A 17,435-nucleotide genomic window follows, 5' to 3' on the forward strand; every position below is an offset into this window, starting at 1 on the left:
TCCTTATGCAATCCTGTACGTATCAATAGTATAATAAAGGAAAGAAAGGTGAGGTGATTAAATGAGTTGGTCAGCACGCGATGAAGAAGTATATACTGAAATCAGCTTATGGAAGCAATCTCTGAGTGAAGTCTCAGGAAACGACCTGACAAATGTTTATTCAAAATGGATTGAACGTTCATTTTCATTTCTGCCGGAAGAACTGAAAAAAGAAATCTTCTCTCACATCGATACATCTCTATTTCATATACATAGCACGATGCAGGGTTTTCAGCTTCAGCAAGATGAACGCGAGAATATTTTAAGAACAGCAAAAGCGTTTGATGATACTGTTGTACAAATTGAGGATATCCGGAAGCTGAGTATCGATCAGCTCAATTACCTGTCACTGCAGCAGAGCGGAAGGCACAGGCTTTATTCATTTATTCAGGGAGGGATCGCAGGTTCAGGTGGCGCAGCGGCTTTTATCAGTGACCTGATCGCCTTGCTTCTCATTAATATCAGGGCCATTCAATTCACAGCTGCTGCATACGGTCGTGACGTGCATACACCTTATGAAATGACCATTGCGCTAAAGCTGTTTCATGCAGCAACCCTTCCGAGAAAGTTCCAGGGAGAGGCCTGGGATGAACTCGAAGATACATTAAGCAACGTACAAAGTGACTATTTTTTCAACGGAAGTGATAAGCTTACAAACGAGCGCTGGCTCGAGGGCCCGGGACTCCAGCTGTTTAAAACACTTGCCATTAGAATGTTCAATAACAAACGTGCAGGAGGTTATCCGGTGATCTCAATGGCAATCGGTGCAGCTGCGAACTATCAGCTCACAAGGAATGTAACTGAATATGCTGAGCGGTTTTACCAATACCGCTATCTGATCGAAAAGAACAGTTAACCCTGTTCTTTTTTTAATGGCTTTAGATATCCTTTTCAATTAATTATAAATAAAAATTGTAAGCGCTACCTCGTGCGTCGGGTCAACACTGAAGTATGCTTGTCTTAAAAATAAGTAAGATGTAATGAATAAAATCAGAATATTTAATCTTTGTTTTTTTCATAAAGAGGTGTTGCATCTTTATAAAGAGCCTGTTATGATACATTCATCATATAAAGAATAAATATACAATATAATTTATAAAAATACGAAAGAGGTTGATTGACATGACAAAAAATAAAAAAGTAGTTTTAGCATATTCTGGCGGACTTGATACTTCAGTAGCGATTCAGTGGTTAAAGGATCAGGGATACTCAGTTGTAGCATGCTGCTTAGATGTAGGCGAAGGAAAAGACCTTGATTTTGTAAAAGAAAAGGCGCTGACAGTTGGTGCTGTGGACAGTTATGTAATAGATGCGAAAGAAGAATTCGCTCAGGACTTTGCTTTAATTGCACTTCAGGCTCATACAATGTACGAAGGGAAATATCCTCTTGTATCAGCATTATCAAGACCGCTAATTGCGAAAAAGCTTGTAGAAGTAGCAGAAAAGGCAGGCGCTTCAGCAGTTGCACATGGCTGTACAGGAAAAGGAAATGACCAGGTTCGTTTCGAAGTTGCAATCAATGGACTGAATCCTGAACTTGAAGTCCTTGCACCTGTACGTGAGTGGGGCTGGTCAAGAGAAGAAGAAATTGATTATGCAAAACAGCATAATATTCCGATCCCGATCAATCTTGACAGTCCATACTCAATTGACCAGAACCTGTGGGGAAGAAGTAATGAGTGTGGTGTACTTGAAGATCCGTGGGCTGCTCCTCCGGAAGGTGCTTATGATCTGACTGCATCTCTTGAGACGACGCCTAATGCACCTGAAACGATTGAAATTACATTTGAAAAAGGTGTTCCTGTTGCATTAAATGGCCAGGGAATGAAGCTGTCAGACATGATTCTGAAGTTAAATGACATTGCAGGGAAGCATGGTGTTGGAAGAATCGACCATGTTGAAAACCGTCTTGTTGGAATCAAGTCCAGAGAAGTATATGAGTGCCCTGGTGCTATTACACTGATGAAGGCTCACAAAGAGCTTGAAGACCTGACACTTGTAAAAGAAATGGCCCATTTCAAACCGGTTATTGAAAAGAAGCTGACTGAAGTCATTTATGAAGGTCTATGGTTCTCACCATTGACTGATGCACTTAAAGCATTCTTAGAAGAAACACAGCAGTATGTAAATGGCGTAGCAAGAGTGAAGCTGTTCAAAGGTCATGCGATCGTTGAAGGCAGAACTTCACCGAATTCACTTTATAATGAAAAGCTTGCAACTTATACTTCTGATGATGAATTTGACCATGGTGCAGCGGTAGGATTCATTAAGCTATGGGGACTTCCGACGAAAGTTCATTCTATGGTTCAGAAGGAATCAAAAGGTGTGACGACTTTATGAGTAAACTTTGGGGAGGACGTTTTTCACAATCACCCGAGGAGTGGGTTGACGAGTTCAACGCCTCCATCAGTTTTGATCAGAATCTTGTAATGGAAGATCTTGAAGGATCAGTTGCTCACGTCACGATGCTTGGAGAGTGTGGGATTTTAGAACCTTCTGAAGTGAAGCAGATTCTTACAGGTCTTTCTGTACTGAAAGAAAAAGCACAAAAGGGTGAACTTTCTTATTCTGTTCAAAATGAAGATATTCACTTAAACCTTGAGCATTTTCTCATTCAGGAAATCGGTCAGGTTGGCGGAAAGCTTCATACAGGCAGAAGCAGAAATGATCAGGTGGCAACAGATATGCACCTGTATCTGAAAAACAGAGTGATCGAAATCATTGAGCTGGTCCGTGCAGTTCAGCAGGCAATTGTAAAACAGGCAGATGCACACGTGGAAACAATTGCTCCGGGGTATACACACCTTCAGCGTGCACAGCCGGTATCATTTGCCCATCACATGATGGCATATTTCTGGATGCTTGAGCGTGATGTCCAGCGCTTTGATGATTCACTGAAAAGAATTGATGTCTCACCACTCGGTGCAGGTGCACTCGCCGGAACGACTTTCCCAATTAACAGAAAGCGTTCAGCCGAGCTGCTTGGCTTTTCGGATATTTATGAAAACAGTATGGATGCTGTAAGCGACCGCGATTTCATTGTCGAATTTCTGTCTAACGCATCCATGACCATCATGCACCTTTCAAGATTTTCTGAGGAATTGATTATCTGGTCCAGCCAGGAGTTTCAATTCATTGAACTCGCAGATGCATTTTCAACAGGCAGCAGCATTATGCCACAGAAAAAGAATCCTGATATGGCAGAGCTTGTGAGAGGGAAAACGGGAAGAGTATTTGGCCACCTGGTCTCTATGCTGACTGTACTGAAAGGCCTCCCGCTCGCTTACAACAAAGATATGCAGGAAGATAAAGAGGGTATGTTCGATACAGTTCATACACTGATGGGATCATTAAAGATCTTTGCAGGTATGATCAACACAATGAAAGTCAAAAAAGACCAGCTCGAAAAAGCGGTCAATGAAGACTTCTCTAACGCAACAGAGCTTGCAGACTACCTTGCATCTAAAGGAATGCCATTCCGTGAGGCGCATGAAGTAGTGGGGAAACTCGTACTCGCATGTATTAACCAGGGAATTTATCTGAAAGACCTTCCACTAAGTGAAATGACAGATGCCTCATCACTGATCGAAGAGGATATCTATCAGGTGCTCGAACCCGCCCAGGCAGTAAAACGACGCGAATCAGAAGGCGGAACAGGATTTGAACAAGTAAGAAATCAGCTGAAGAAGGCAGAAAGTATTATGAAAGAGCAAGTAAGATTATAATTTCTTAAATTGATTGAGATGAGAATTTAGTTTAATATTTGAAAGTTAGAGTGTAGCGAAGCGTAGGGTGGCGACTCCGGGACGATAAGAGGGAAGCTGAGACCCCGCAACTGAAGGTGAGGAGGCTCAAGCTTCACTCCGTCCGGAAAGCGTCCGCCCGAGGCGCAGCGGAACGGTTAAAGAGGGTGAGACAGATTAAAAGTCTCACCCTCTTTCTTTTTAAATATTCAAATCCTACGCTTCTTTTTCCGGAGGCTGGTCTGTACGTACAACAAGTACATCGCACTTTGCCGCCCGTACGATATGCTCAGAGATACTTCCGATAAGAAAGCGCTCCATCGCATTGAGACCGGTCGCGCCACATATGATGAGGTCTGCTTCAACTTTTTTAGCAAATTCCTTAGGAACCAGCACTTTAGGAGAGCCGTATTCTACAAATACATTGACCTTTCCAACACCTTTGCTTTCTGCTTCTTTCTTGTAATCATTCAGCATTTCTTCGGCAAAAGTTTCTGCTCTCTTCGCAACACTTCTGTCGTAAGCTTCAACAACCGCAAAAGATCTGGTGTCGATTACATGAAGCAGGTTTAGTGTTGCATCATTTCTTTTCGCGATATCAATTGACTTTTTAAATGCCCACTCCGCTTCTTTAGAGCCGTCTACAGCAACTAGAATGTGGTCATAGCTTAATGTCATTTTGATCGCCTCCTTTACTTATATATTACACCGAATCATGTCAATATTCCTGCTAATTATGAGAAATTTCTGACTTATTTGTGACGTATTTTTGAAAAAGAGTATAAAAGGCACAGGCGGCGATAAATACGATTAAACCTGGTGACATTGTATCAGGAATGAAAAAATAAACGGGTACAAATAATAAGACGGTCAATAATGCAGCCAGGTTTGCAGAATGATTTCCGGAAGTTAAACGGATTAAGTGATCCTTTGTGATATTCATCTTTTTTATCACCAGATAGTCCGCAATAATGACTGCGGACAAGGGAACAATTGCAGCGCCAAGTAAGGAAATATAGGCTTCTGCCTCTTCTACAATCGCCGGAAACAGGCTGAGTGCTGTTGCAGCAATTCCAAATATAACCGCGCTCTTCACACGTCCTAGAGACGGCAGGGCATTTAACAGGCTGTAGCCACCTGTATAAGCATTACTGAGATTAATGGAAATCATTGAAATGATCGCCCCGGCTGCAATCAGTAAAATTGCAGTATCGGAGCCTGTCAGTGTACTTGCTGATACAAAAGGATTAACAGAGTTTAATGCTGACGCAAACAAAGCGCCAAGAACAGCTACGATTGCAAATCCTGCAATATTCCCGGTCAGCACGCCGATAAAGCTTTCTCTGGGAGATTTTGCATAACGGGTGATATCAGAAGATGCACTGACTCCTGACACATACTGCATAAAGGCGAGACTGCCATAAAAAAAGCAGGTGCTAAGAGAGAATTCACCCTGCGATAGAACGGTCGTATCTGCTTTAACCAGATCAATAATCAGATAAAGCATCAGAAGCTGACTGAGAAACAATAATGGAATAAACCATTTAATCGTCTTTTTAACAGCTTCAAATCCGATTAACGCAAGAACTGCCATAATGACTGAGAATAGTGGAGCAAGAATAGATAAAGGAATCTGAATACCGGCAAATTCATTCAGTAAAAACTGCACCACAATTGAGCCGCCGATGGTCTGTACAGCGAACCAGTATAAAGATGTAAGGGATCTTACCGGTGAAGCGAAGTACATAGAGAGCTTACTTCCGATCATTGTCCGAATCACGTACTGAGCCGGCAGACCATAGCGTGCCCCCGGGAGTGAAAGAATTGAAACCAGAATAAATGCTATGATTGCTCCAGTCAGCGTGGAAGCAATTGCAGCACCTGCTGACAGACCGCCGGCAGTCACTGCCAGCGCCGGAACGAGTACATTTCCCGTATTAACTGAAAAGGCCATCTGTATAAATGCATAATCAAACCAGCGTGTTTTCTTTTCAGATTCAGGAACTTCAGCAAGGCCGATTGTTTCAACTTGAATTCTTTTTTTACTGATCACATTTGTCATAAGGTAACTCCTGTCGATTGAATACTGTCATTTTATCACATTAGCGTAATAGCGAAAACGGTTTCAAAATGTGTGAATTATTAATCAATTCAGAAGTGGGAAAATAAGTAGGGACAAGGGTTGGGCGATTTGTTAAAATGGAACTGCAAAAAGGAATGTTTAAAATTTTCAGGATTTAGGAGGAATAAACATGCGTGTCGGGATTCCAAAAGAGATAAAAAACAATGAGAATCGGGTGGCAATTACACCGTCAGGCGTTTATCATTTCGTTAATCAGGGACACGAAGTACTGGTCGAAGATGGTGCTGGACTTGGTTCTGGTTTTACGAATGAAGATTATACTGCTGCCGGTGCAAAAATTGCACCTACAGCTGCAGACGCCTGGGCTTCTGAAATGGTCATGAAGGTAAAAGAGCCGATTGCAAGCGAGTACGGTTATTTCAGTGAAGGGTTAATTTTATTTACTTATTTACACCTTGCTCCGGAGCCGGAACTGACAAAAGCATTAATTGACAATAAAGTTGTTTCAATCGCATATGAAACAGTACAGCTTCCTAATGGTTCACTTCCGCTGCTTACGCCAATGAGTGAAGTGGCCGGCAGAATGTCCACTCAGATCGGCGCGCAATTTCTTGAAAAGATTCATGGCGGCATGGGAATCCTGCTTGCAGGCGTCCCGGGCGTAGCAAGAGGAAAAGTAACAGTGATCGGCGGAGGAGTAGCAGGAACGAATGCAGCTAAAATGGCCGTCGGACTTGGAGCGGATGTTACAATCCTTGACTTGAATCCTGAAAGACTTCGTCAACTCGACGACCTGTTTGGTAAAGATGTAACCACATTAATGTCAAATCCATTAAACATTGCTGAAAGTGTAGCTGATTCTGATCTTGTAATCGGTGCCGTACTGATTCCTGGTGCCAAAGCACCTAAACTTGTCAGTGAAGACATGATTAAGGCAATGAAACCTGGAGCGGTAGTCGTTGACATCGCGATTGATCAGGGCGGTATTTTTGAAACAACTGATAAAATTACAACACATGATAACCCGACTTATACAAAGCATGGCGTTGTCCATTATGCAGTGGCAAATATGCCGGGTGCAGTGCCGCGTACGTCTACGCTTGCACTGACAAATGTGACGGTTCCTTATGGTATTCAGATTGCCAATAAAGGCTATCGTCAGGCTTGTATTGATAATGAAGCGCTGATGAGCGGTATTAATACGCTGGACGGTTATGTGACTTATAATGCAGTAGCAGAAGCCCATGGTCTTGAGTATGCAAGTGTAAGAGAACTGCTGATCGGATAAAATAGTAAGGAGCCCTGTACAAGTTGTTCAGGGCTCCTTTATACGTTTCGCTGCGCCTTATTTTGCAAAAAACATGTGCAGTTATTAAAACGTTTGAAGGCTTTTCGGGAACTTTGTTAATGTTTTGTATCCGTCTTCAGTCACTAAAACATCATCTTCAATTCTCACACCAGCAACACCAGGTACATAGATACCGGGCTCGATTGTGAATGTCATGCCTTCCTGAAGAACGATGTCACTTTCAGCAGTAATGGATGGATATTCATGGACATTCAGCCCAAGGCCGTGACCAAGGCGGTGAGGGAAGTAATCACCATACCCTGCATCTTCAATGACTTTTCTTGCAGCAAGGTCCAGTTTGCTTGCTTTAACGCCTGGCTTCACCATTTCAAGTGCAGTCATTTCAGCTTTTAGTACAGTCTCATAAATGTCACGCTGTTTGTCAGAGATGTCGCCAAATGCAACGGTTCTTGTGATATCAGAGCAGTAGCCCTGATAGACTACCCCGAGGTCAAATAAAACAAGGTCACCATGTTTGATTTTTGTTTCCCCCGGCGTACCATGTGGAGAAGAAGCATTTTCACCTGTGAGGACCATCGTTGAAAATGACATTTCCGTGATCCCTTTTTTCTTCAGCTCATATTCAATTTTAGCTAATACATCAAGTTCTGTCTTACCTTCTGCAAGCTCACTGCATGCAGTTTCAATCGCAAAGTCCGCAAGCTCGGCAGCTTTTGTCAGCAGCTTGATTTCATCTGCAGTTTTAATAACCCTCATCTTATTCATAAAATGTTCAGCATCATAGATCTGACATTCACCGAATACCTGCTGAATCAGTTCAAGCCTCTCTACTGTTAAATGGTTTTTCTCAATCGCTATGCTCTTAAATTCCTCTGCTTGAGCTTTCAGCAGTTCAAGCGGGCTTTCAGTGTCACTGTAACCGATCACTGGACCATGCCAGCCTGCAGATTTTGCATCTTCAATTTCCATCCCCGGGCAGATTAAAATAGCTTGTCCTTCTGCAGGAATATACACGCCAAGCCATCTTTCATGAGGATCACTTCTGAATCCTGTTGTATATGTAACGTTTTCGGTAGATGTTAAAAATGCACAGTCAATCTTTTCTCTTTGCAGATAGCCCTGAATCCTTTCAATCACATTGATCATCCTTTCCTTTTCAGTCTGTTCAAAATTATCACTATATTTTGCACATGTAAATGTTTCATGTAACACAAGAAGGGAAAACTTGAGGGAGAAACCGTAACCTAGGAGGAATAACAATGAAAATTTCTTACCATGGACATTCAATTATTAAAATTGAAACAAACGGAAAGACGATTCTGATTGATCCTTTTATTAATGGAAATGACCAGACTGATCTGAAAGCAGATGATCAGAACCCTGATGTCATCATTCTGACACATGGACATAACGATCATGTGGGCGACACAGTAGAAATCGCGAAACGCAGTGAAGCACTTGTGATTGCACCATTTGAACTCGCAAATTACATGGAGATGCAGGGACTTAACACGCACCCGATGCATATTGGCGGTGCCTATGAATTTGAATTTGGAAAAGTGAAATTCACACAGGCATTTCACGGATCATCTTATACAACAGAAGATAATCAGATTATTTATACAGGTATGCCGGCGGGCGTTCTCTTTATGGCAGAAGAAAAAACAGTCTATCACGCCGGAGACACAGCGCTATTTGGCGATATGAAATTAATCGGTGACAGACACCAGATCGATCTCGCATTCCTGCCGATTGGTGACAACTTTACAATGGGACCTGACGATGCGGCCTATGCTGCAGAACTGCTTCAGGCAAAACAAGTCGTCCCGATCCACTACAACACATTCCCGCCAATCAAACAGGACCCTGAAAAGTTCATCAACATGCTCAAAAACGAACAGGGCAAAATGATGCATGCAGGAGATAGCGTGCAACTATAAATTGATCTGAAGATGCGCATGACAGCGCATCTTTTTATTTTGGGAAATTAAACGATTTAATTGCATAGCAGGTGGTTGGAGCGGAAGGGGGCGACTCCAACCGGATATGACGGACAGGTGAGACCCCGCAGGCAAAGCCGAGGAGGTCCGAGTGAACCGGAGCCACGAAACGGCTCACGTGGAAATCGTCCCCCTGTAGCTCCAACCACCTGCCAGACTATTGAAGGCATCTTATGAATTCAAATGTTGATTTGAACCTTTCTTACCACTGCGGTTATAATAAAGGAACGAACACAGGAAGCAGAAAGCGGGGATTAGCGATTGGCTACAAAACATGAACAAATACTACAACACATAGAATCCCTGCCTGTCGGAAACAAAATCTCAGTCAGACAGGTAGCAAAACACATGTCCGTCAGTGAAGGCACAGCCTACCGGGCGATAAAGGAAGCAGAAAATAAAGGCATGGTCAGTACAATAGAGCGTGTCGGCACAATCAGAATAGAGAAAAAGGTCCGTGAAAATATTGAGCGGCTTACATATGCCGAAGTGGTTAATATCGTAGATGGGCATGTAGTCGGCGGCCGTACAGGACTTCACAAAACACTGAATAAATTTGTAATCGGTGCAATGAAGCTTGAAGCGATGATGCGGTACACTGAGGCAGGGAATCTGCTCATTGTGGGGAACCGAACTAAAGCGCATGAATACGCACTGAATGCAGGCGCAGCCGTTTTGATTACAGGCGGATTTGACGCAGAAGAACCTGTGAAAAAACTTGCAGATGATCTGGAGCTTCCTGTCATTTCCACAAGCTATGACACTTTTACAGTGGCAGCCATGATTAACCGTGCGATCTATGATCAGATGATCAAAAAAGAAATCGTGCTTGTAGATGATATTCTGATCCCGCTTGAAAAGTCTTATTACCTGACATCCAGGTCAACGATAAGGGAATGGGAAGAGTTAAATAAAGATACACATCACAGCCGCTTTCCAGTCGTGGATGCAACGTCTCTTAAAGTAACCGGTATGGTTACAGCAAAAGATATCCTCGGACGTGGAAAAGATGAACTTCTTGAAAAAGTGATGACAAAATATCCTTTGACTGTCAATGCTAAAACCAGTGTGGCTTCTGCTGCACATATTATGATCTGGGAAGGAATTGAGCTTCTGCCAGTCGTAAATGAAGCACACCAGCTTCAGGGGGTAATCAGCAGACAGGATGTGCTGAAGGCCATGCAAATGATTCAGCGTCAGCCTCAGATGGGTGAAACCATTGATGACTTAATTTTGAAAGAACTCCAAATTAAAAAAATGGAAAACAAACATCAGACTTTCCAGGTAACGCCCCAGATGACCAACCATCTTGGTGCCATTTCATACGGTGTATTTACAACACTCGTTACTGAGTCAGCAAACCAGCTGCTAAAAGAATATAAGCGCAGTGATCTAGTCGTTGAAAATATCACAATCTATTTCATTAAGCCGGTTCAGATGGAAAGTACGCTTGAGATCGTACCGAAGCTGCTTGATGTCGGGCGTAAATTCGGGAAAGTGGATGTTGAAGTTTTCAGTGAAGGCACCCTTGTCGGTAAGGCAATGATGATGTGTCAGCTACTAGAAAAATAATGAAACCGGCTGATATCAGCCGGTTTCTGTGTTGGGAAGACAATTAGCGGTCCCAGTTATTTTCCTCTTCCGCCAGTAAAGGCGTATAATGCTTATAGGCTTTATAACGAATCCACGCACTAGAAAAACCGATCACGATAAATATAAGTGCGATGATATAAGTAAAGATCAGGTCTGTTGCAAGTTCAAAGTTAAATAAGAAAAGTGTATTCAGACCGATTAATCCCATTCCTGCACCCAGTGCCATTCCAGCGCGGCTTTTCTGCCAGGCTTTTTCAACGGGACGGGGAGTACGGATCTGCTTGGTCTTAAAATAAAGGTAAGCAACTCCGGACATAATGATCAAGAAAACTAATATTGCCATTTTGATTCCTCCAATAATAAACTACTATTATTGTAAAGGCTAATCAGGTTAAATTCCACTAATTCAGGGAGTGACAGACATTGAAAGAACAAATTATTGAACAAATTAAGCAATATGACAAAATCATTCTACATAGACATGTAAGACCGGATCCTGATGCATACGGTTCCCAGGCAGGACTTGCAGAATTAATTAAGGCCTCATTTCCAGAGAAGAAAGTCTATACAACAGGTACAGCTGAGCCTACACTTGCATTTCTGCATACTCTTGACGAGTTAAAAGATGAAGACTTTCAAGATGCACTGATTATCGTTTGTGATACAGCAAACACTGATAGAATCGACGATCAGAGATACAAGAATGGAAGTAAAGTCATTAAAATTGATCATCATCCAAATGAAGATGCCTATGGTGATCTGCTATGGGTCGATACTTCAGCAAGCTCAGCAAGTGAGATGATCTATGAACTTTATCTGAGCGGGAAGAATGAAGGGTTAAAAATGTCTGATGCTGCAGCAAGGCTCATCTATGCAGGGATCGTTGGAGATACAGGGCGCTTTTTATATCCAAGTACAACACAAAAAACATTTGATTACGCAGGGGAATTAATCAAATATGATTTTGACAGATCTGTTCTGTACAATTCCCTTTATGAAATGGAAGCGCATGTATTAAAGCTTCAGGGATATGTATTACAGAACTTTCAGATGTCCGAAAGCGGCGCAGCATATGTAAAGCTGACAAAAGAAAAGCTCCAAGAATTTCAGGCAGCACCTTCTGAAGCGTCCCTGCTTGTCAGTACGCTTGGCAGTGTCAAAGGAATCAGAGCGTGGGTATTTTTCATTGAAGAAGAAAAAGAGATTCGTGTACGTCTCCGTTCAAAAGGACCGATCGTAAATGAACTCGCAAAGCAATATAACGGCGGGGGACATCCGGTTGCTGCAGGCGCCTCTATATACAACTGGGCTGAAGCAGATGAAGTGATCGCAAAGCTTGAAGCAATCTGCAATGCGTAGTACAAAATAAGTGATGAAGGGGAATCAAGGATGGCTTTTACTCATTTGCATGTTACAAGTGCCTACAGTCTGCTAAGCAGTACAATATCCATTTCAGAGCTGGTCGCACTGGCGAAGCGTGAAAAGCTGTCTGCGCTGGCTCTGACAGATCACAATACAATGTACGGTGTAATCCCTTTTTACAAAGCGTGTCATAAAGAAGGGATTAAGCCGATTATCGGACTGAAAGCTGATATTAGCGGAAGTGATGAACAATCATTTCCGCTTGTTTTACTTGCAGAAACAAACGAAGGATATAAAAACCTGATTAAAATCTCAAGCGCCATTTCCACAACTGGGCAGCCGCTCCCGGAAAAATGGTTAAAAGCCTACTCTGGCGGTCTGATTGCCATTACACCGGGTAGTGAAGGGGAAATTGAAAGCCTATTGATCGGGGGATATCAGGAAGAAGCTGCAGCCCGTGCAACACAGCTTCAGAAGATCATGGGTGCTGAACAGTTTTATCTGGGACTGTCACATTTCGAGCGCAAAGAAGATGATGAATTAAACATGCTGCTTCATTCACTTTCATCAGACACAACCATTCCATTGGCCGCCACTTCTGAAGTGAGATACAGTGAGCCAAACGATAAAACGTCTTATGAAGCAATGATTGCATTAAGAGATGGACTCACAGTTGATGAGGTAAAGGTTGAAGGCAGTTATGATTTTAAATCACCTGAGAGAGTTGAAAGTAAGCTTTCAGATGATCCGGAAGCACTTGAAAACACTTATCGCATTGCTGAGCGCTGCCGCGTTTCAATCGACTTTTCAGTTTCTCACCTGCCTGTATTTCCCGTTCCGGATGACGTAACTCAAAAAGAAGTGCTTGCTCATTTATGTGAAGAAGGGTTAAAAAAGCGAGTAGGGCACATCACGGAGAAATATTATCAACGGCTGCAGTATGAACTGAAAGTGATCGATCAGATGGGGTTTAACGACTATTTTCTTATCATATGGGATGTGATGAAGTTTGCACGTGAACAGCACATTCTCGCTGGCCCGGGACGTGGATCAGCTGCAGGCTCACTTACTGCGTATGCATTATATATTACCCATGTTGACCCGATTGAACATAAGCTGCTATTTGAGCGATTCCTGAATCCTGAGCGCGTGACGCTTCCTGATATTGATCTGGACTTCCCTGATGACCGCAGGGATGAAGTTATTCAGTATACAGCTGAAAAATACGGAAGAAAAAAAGTGGCGCAGATCGCAACGTTCGGTACGCTTTCAGCAAAAGCGGTCGCTCGCGATATGGCAAGAGTGTATGGGATGAGCTCTGGTGAAATGGAGGTTGTCTCAAAGTCGATTCCATCTATTAACGGGATCACCTTAAAAGAAGCGTACGATCAGTCCCAGCCACTCCAGCGATTTGTGAATCAGTCAGACCGGTATAAGAAATGGTTCAAAACCGCAATGAAACTTGAAGGGCTGCCTAGGCATACATCAGTTCATGCTGCCGGTGTGATTATCAGTGATGTGCCGCTTGCAGAAGTTGTCCCGCTTCAAAAAGGGACTGAATACGCGCATATTACTCAATGGCCAATGGGCGCACTTGAAGAAATCGGTTTACTTAAAATGGATTATCTCGGGCTGAGAAACCTGACTATTTTACAAAGAGTGATTCAGACCGTGAAGCAGACAGAACCGCAATTCAATATTGATACGATTCCTCAAAATGACAAGGCAACCTTTGAACTGCTTGGTAAAGGGTGGACAAGCGGAATTTTTCAATTTGAAGCAGAAGGTGTCACAAAAGTACTGATGACGCTGAAACCATCAGAATTTGAAGACCTTGTAGCCGTGAATGCATTGAACCGGCCGGGACCAATGGAATTTATTCCTCAGTATATTAAGCGGAAATACGGTCATGAACAGGTTCCTTATATTCACAAAGACCTTGAGCCTGTTCTCTCATCAACATATGGAATCATTGTCTATCAGGAGCAGATTATGGAGATTGCTTCAAAGTTTGCAGGCTTTTCACTGGGTGAAGCAGATGTGTTAAGAAGAGCTGTCAGTAAAAAGAAAAAGCAGGATCTTGACCGAGAAAGAAAAAGGTTTACTGACGGGGCAGTCAAAAATGGATACACAAATGATGCAGCAAATGAGCTTTACGATCTGATCGTCAGGTTTGCCGACTATGGTTTTAATAGAAGTCATGCGGTCGCATACAGTAAAATCGGTTATCAGCTTGCTTATCTGAAGACGCATTACCCAGTTGCATTTATGGCATCGCTGATGACAACTGCTACTGGAAATGAAGATAAGACAGCTCAATATATAAAAGAATGCAGAAATCTTTCTATTAAAGTCATGCCGCCTGATATCAATAAGAGTATGCGTTATTTTAAAGGTGATCATGGAAAGATCATTTACAGCCTGAGTGCAATTAAGGGAATGAATAAAGCGGCAGCTGAAGAAATTATCAGCGTCAGAGCAGACATGCCTTTTCGTGACTTCTTTGATCTGTGCAGCAGGCTGAATCCGAAGCTTGTAAATCGGAAGCTGCTCGAGCCGCTGATTTTTTCAGGCGCACTTGATGGTTTTGGACAGGACCGGTCAGTTCTGCTTGCTTCTATTGAAATTGCCATTAACCATGCGGGCCTCGTGCAGGGAGAAGGAAGCCTGTTTGAAGATCTTGAAATCAAACCAAAGCATGCGAAAGCGTCTCCGATGCCAGATGAGCAGAAGTTAGCGCACGAGAAAGAAGTGCTCGGCATTTATTTATCATCTCATCCTGTTTCCGTCTATCGCGATATGCTCAATCGTTCCGGTGCGATCAGGATCGATGAGGCGAAGCCGGGTACAAAAGGAACCATCGGGGCATTGATTGGTGAAGTGCGGGTCATCAGAACGAAAAAAGGGGAAAATATGTGCTTTGTCACATTAAGCGATGAGACAGGTGATATGGATGGCGTTGTTTTTCCTGACGTGTTCAGAAAACAGTCGTCAGTCATTCAAAAAGGAATCACTGCAGTACTCACAGGAAAAACAGAGGAGCGGAACGGGAAGAATCAATTCGTTGTTCAGCATGCTGTACCTGCTGCTCAATACAAAGAAATAAAAAATCCTAAAACGCTCTTTTTAAGAATTCCGGAAACAATGGAATCAAAAGATACTTTTGACATGATTGATCAATTCTGCAGACAGTTCCCCGGAAGCACACCCGTAGTGGTCTACGATGCAGGAACCGGTAGCAAACGAAAATTGAATATTGAGGGTGTAGAAGCAGGACAAAGCCTGTTAGACCGGTTGATTCAGCTGCTGGGAAATGAAAATATCGTCGAACAATAAATTGCAAATGTTGAATTGTTTTTGTTATAGTGAATAAGAATGTGGTCTGACCAATTGTTAAATAAAGGGGTAACCCAAAAAATAGGAGTGAAGTTCTTTGTCATTACGAGATGAAGCGCTGCATATGCACAGAGTGAATCAGGGGAAACTGGAGTCGAAATCGAAAGTATTAGTGAGAAATGCAGAGGAACTCAGCCTCGCATATTCACCTGGTGTAGCAGAACCATGTAAAGAAATTTATGATAAACCGGAGACGGTATATGATTATACAATGAAGGGGAACATGGTTGCAGTCGTGTCGGATGGTACAGCTGTACTTGGTCTTGGGAATATCGGACCTGAAGCTTCACTGCCGGTAATGGAAGGGAAAGCAGTACTTTTCAAAAGCTTTGCAGGCGTAGATGCATTTCCAATCTGTCTGAATACAACTGAGATTGATAAAATTGTAGAAACAGTGAAACTGATGGAACCGACATTTGGCGGTGTAAATCTTGAGGATATTGCAGCACCAAGATGTTTTGAAATTGAAGAGCGTCTGAAAAAAGAAACCAATATCCCGATTTTTCACGATGATCAGCACGGAACTGCGATTGTTACGGTAGCGGGTCTTGTGAATGCTCTTAAGATTACAAATAAGGAATTCTCTTCAATCAGGGTCGTAATGAACGGAGCAGGAGCTGCCGGCATTGCGATTATTAAACTTTTATATAGCTATGGTGTAAGAGATATCATTATGTGTGATTCTAAGGGTGCGATCTATGAAGGACGTCCATACGGTATGAATGAGGTCAAACATAATGTTGCTAAGATCACTAATAGAGAACGTCTTGAAGGTTCTCTAGATGACGTGATTGAAGGAGCAGATGTCTTTATTGGTGTATCTGTCGCAGGTGCACTGACTGAAGAAATGGTTCAGAAAATGAATGATGACTCAATTATTTTTGCAATGGCAAATCCTGTACCGGAGATTATGCCTGCACTTGCAAAAGCAAATGGGGCGAAAGTAGTCGGGACAGGACGCTCAGATTTCCCTAATCAGGTTAACAACGTCCTTGCGTTTCCTGGTATTTTCAGAGGCGCATTAGATGTAAGAGCGACACATATTAATGAGAAGATGAAGATTGCAGCAGTTGAAGCAATCGCTTCTTTAATAGCAGAAGATGAAATAAATGCAGATTACGTGATTCCTGCGCCATTCGATCCGCGCGTAGCACCAGCTGTTGCTTCACGTGTTGCAAATGCTGCAATGGAAACGGGTGTAGCAAGAATTAAAGTAGATCCGGAAGAAGTAAGAGAAAAAACTGCGCGCTTATCCCAAATTGGAAAAAGCGAGTGACAGGCATTTGAATGAGCATAAAAGATATATATCTGTTGTCCATCAGATCAGGGATATGATTAGAGAAGATCGTCTTTCAGCCGGCAGCAGAATTCCATCAGAGCGTGAACTGTCGGAGCGATTCGGCGTTGCACGCTCTTCTGTAAGAGAAGCGTTAAGAGCGCTTGAGCTGCTGGGGTTAATTGAAACGAGAAGAGGAGAGGGCACTTTCCTCAGAGATTTCAGAGATCATCACCTGATCGATCTGTTAGGAATGTTTATCCTGCAGGAAAGCCGTGCTGTCAATGATGTAGCAGAAGTAAAGGTCTGGCTTGAAGAGGATGCCACAAGGCGTGTGCTGACTTCTTCAAAGGATGATAGGCTCCGCTTATATGACCATCTCTTTGACAAGTATAAAAAATCGGAATTGCGGACGTTTCCGGATTTAATGCGGGAAATCGTTCTGGCAGGTGGAAATCAGCTGTACGTGAAAATCTGGCTGATCCTGAATGATTTTTGCAGCACTGAAAATAAGAACGGGATTTTATTAACGGATCAATTCATGTCTGATTTTTATCAGTATTTAATTTCAAACGATCATGAGGCGTCACTGAATCTGATGACACTTATAGAAAATGACTAGGGAGGAAGACAG

General features: G+C 42.7%; 14 protein-coding genes. 10 read left to right on the forward strand and 4 right to left on the reverse strand.

Annotated elements, in window-relative coordinates:
• Positions 1-61 precede the first annotated feature (61 nt).
• The 3 genes from ACH6CZ_RS00495 (at position 62) to argH (ending at position 3,764) form a co-directional block, all read left to right on the forward strand.
• Positions 62-895: an EcsC family protein gene (locus ACH6CZ_RS00495; RefSeq protein WP_374095488.1), complete on the forward strand. Its 834-nt coding sequence runs from the start codon at positions 62-64 to the stop codon at positions 893-895.
• Between the two features lie 266 nt (positions 896-1,161).
• Entirely contained in the window at positions 1,162-2,379 is a 1,218-nt protein-coding gene (locus tag ACH6CZ_RS00500; RefSeq protein ID WP_374095489.1) for an argininosuccinate synthase, read from the forward strand.
• On the forward strand, positions 2,376-3,764 hold the full coding sequence (gene argH / locus ACH6CZ_RS00505) for an argininosuccinate lyase (protein ID WP_374095490.1): 1,389 nt from the start codon (positions 2,376-2,378) through the stop codon (positions 3,762-3,764). Before ACH6CZ_RS00500 ends, argH begins: the two co-directional genes overlap by 4 nt.
• Before the next feature lie 234 nt (positions 3,765-3,998).
• Here argH and ACH6CZ_RS00510 read toward each other — a convergent pair whose 3' ends face one another.
• Together ACH6CZ_RS00510 and ACH6CZ_RS00515 are read right to left on the reverse strand one after the other, a co-directional pair.
• Positions 3,999-4,460, reverse strand: coding sequence for a universal stress protein (locus ACH6CZ_RS00510; protein ID WP_374095491.1), 462 nt, complete (start codon positions 4,458-4,460; stop codon positions 3,999-4,001).
• A 52-nt stretch (positions 4,461-4,512) separates the two neighbouring features.
• Positions 4,513-5,844, reverse strand: a complete 1,332-nt coding sequence (locus ACH6CZ_RS00515) for a purine-cytosine permease family protein (RefSeq protein WP_374095492.1) — start codon at positions 5,842-5,844, stop codon at positions 4,513-4,515.
• A gap of 190 nt (positions 5,845-6,034) precedes the next feature.
• Between ACH6CZ_RS00515 and ald the strand changes: the two genes are divergently transcribed.
• Positions 6,035-7,153, forward strand: coding sequence for an alanine dehydrogenase (gene ald, locus ACH6CZ_RS00520; RefSeq protein ID WP_374095493.1), 1,119 nt, complete (start codon positions 6,035-6,037; stop codon positions 7,151-7,153).
• A gap of 84 nt (positions 7,154-7,237) precedes the next feature.
• On the opposite strand, the gene ACH6CZ_RS00525 is transcribed toward ald, so the two are convergent.
• The gene (locus ACH6CZ_RS00525) at positions 7,238-8,320 is read right to left on the reverse strand and encodes a M24 family metallopeptidase (RefSeq protein WP_374095494.1); all 1,083 of its coding nucleotides are present in this window, start codon (positions 8,318-8,320) and stop codon (positions 7,238-7,240) included.
• A gap of 113 nt (positions 8,321-8,433) precedes the next feature.
• Here ACH6CZ_RS00525 and ACH6CZ_RS00530 point away from each other — a divergent pair, with 113 nt between their 5' ends.
• Positions 8,434-9,114 (forward strand): metal-dependent hydrolase, encoded by a 681-nt coding sequence (locus ACH6CZ_RS00530; RefSeq protein ID WP_374095495.1) that lies wholly within the window; start codon positions 8,434-8,436, stop codon positions 9,112-9,114.
• Between the two features lie 321 nt (positions 9,115-9,435).
• Positions 9,436-10,746: a DRTGG domain-containing protein gene (locus ACH6CZ_RS00535; RefSeq protein ID WP_374095496.1), complete on the forward strand. Its 1,311-nt coding sequence runs from the start codon at positions 9,436-9,438 to the stop codon at positions 10,744-10,746.
• Positions 10,747-10,789: 43 nt separating this feature from the next.
• Here the strand turns inward: ACH6CZ_RS00535 and ACH6CZ_RS00540 are convergent, their stop codons facing one another.
• Complete coding sequence (locus tag ACH6CZ_RS00540; RefSeq protein WP_374095497.1) at positions 10,790-11,110, reverse strand: YtpI family protein; 321 nt, start codon at positions 11,108-11,110, stop codon at positions 10,790-10,792.
• 80 nt (positions 11,111-11,190) lie between these two features.
• On the opposite strand from ACH6CZ_RS00540, the gene ACH6CZ_RS00545 reads away from it, so the two are divergent.
• The 4 genes from ACH6CZ_RS00545 to ACH6CZ_RS00560 all read left to right on the forward strand — a co-directional run bounded on the left by ACH6CZ_RS00545 (position 11,191) and on the right by ACH6CZ_RS00560 (position 17,423).
• Positions 11,191-12,126 (forward strand): DHH family phosphoesterase, encoded by a 936-nt coding sequence (locus ACH6CZ_RS00545; RefSeq protein ID WP_374095498.1) that lies wholly within the window; start codon positions 11,191-11,193, stop codon positions 12,124-12,126.
• 30 nt (positions 12,127-12,156) lie between these two features.
• Positions 12,157-15,465 carry a DNA polymerase III subunit alpha gene (gene dnaE, locus ACH6CZ_RS00550; RefSeq protein WP_374095499.1) on the forward strand — a complete coding sequence of 1,103 codons (3,309 nt, stop codon included), beginning with the start codon at positions 12,157-12,159 and terminating at the stop codon, positions 15,463-15,465.
• A 97-nt stretch (positions 15,466-15,562) separates the two neighbouring features.
• Positions 15,563-16,801, forward strand: a complete 1,239-nt coding sequence (gene ystJ, locus ACH6CZ_RS00555) for an NADP-dependent malic enzyme (RefSeq protein WP_374095500.1) — start codon at positions 15,563-15,565, stop codon at positions 16,799-16,801.
• Positions 16,802-16,808: 7 nt separating this feature from the next.
• Complete coding sequence (locus tag ACH6CZ_RS00560) at positions 16,809-17,423, forward strand: FadR/GntR family transcriptional regulator (RefSeq protein ID WP_374095501.1); 615 nt, start codon at positions 16,809-16,811, stop codon at positions 17,421-17,423.
• The last annotated feature ends 12 nt before the right edge of the window (positions 17,424-17,435 follow it).

Origin of the sequence: Jeotgalibacillus sp. JSM ZJ347 (assembly GCF_044383825.1) — a bacterium.
GTDB lineage: Bacteria > Bacillota > Bacilli > Bacillales > Jeotgalibacillaceae > Jeotgalibacillus.

Coding starts and splice junctions, on each gene's coding strand:
- ACH6CZ_RS00495 (WP_374095488.1), top strand. CDS start 62: ATGAGTTGGTCAGCACGCGATGAAGAAGTATATACTGAAATCAGCTTA.
- ACH6CZ_RS00530 (WP_374095495.1), top strand. CDS start 8,434: ATGAAAATTTCTTACCATGGACATTCAATTATTAAAATTGAAACAAAC.
- argH (WP_374095490.1), top strand. CDS start 2,376: ATGAGTAAACTTTGGGGAGGACGTTTTTCACAATCACCCGAGGAGTGG.
- ACH6CZ_RS00525 (WP_374095494.1), bottom strand. CDS start 8,320: ATGATCAATGTGATTGAAAGGATTCAGGGCTATCTGCAAAGAGAAAAG.
- dnaE (WP_374095499.1), top strand. CDS start 12,157: ATGGCTTTTACTCATTTGCATGTTACAAGTGCCTACAGTCTGCTAAGC.
- ACH6CZ_RS00500 (WP_374095489.1), top strand. CDS start 1,162: ATGACAAAAAATAAAAAAGTAGTTTTAGCATATTCTGGCGGACTTGAT.
- ACH6CZ_RS00510 (WP_374095491.1), bottom strand. CDS start 4,460: ATGACATTAAGCTATGACCACATTCTAGTTGCTGTAGACGGCTCTAAA.
- ACH6CZ_RS00515 (WP_374095492.1), bottom strand. CDS start 5,844: ATGACAAATGTGATCAGTAAAAAAAGAATTCAAGTTGAAACAATCGGC.
- ACH6CZ_RS00540 (WP_374095497.1), bottom strand. CDS start 11,110: ATGGCAATATTAGTTTTCTTGATCATTATGTCCGGAGTTGCTTACCTT.
- ald (WP_374095493.1), top strand. CDS start 6,035: ATGCGTGTCGGGATTCCAAAAGAGATAAAAAACAATGAGAATCGGGTG.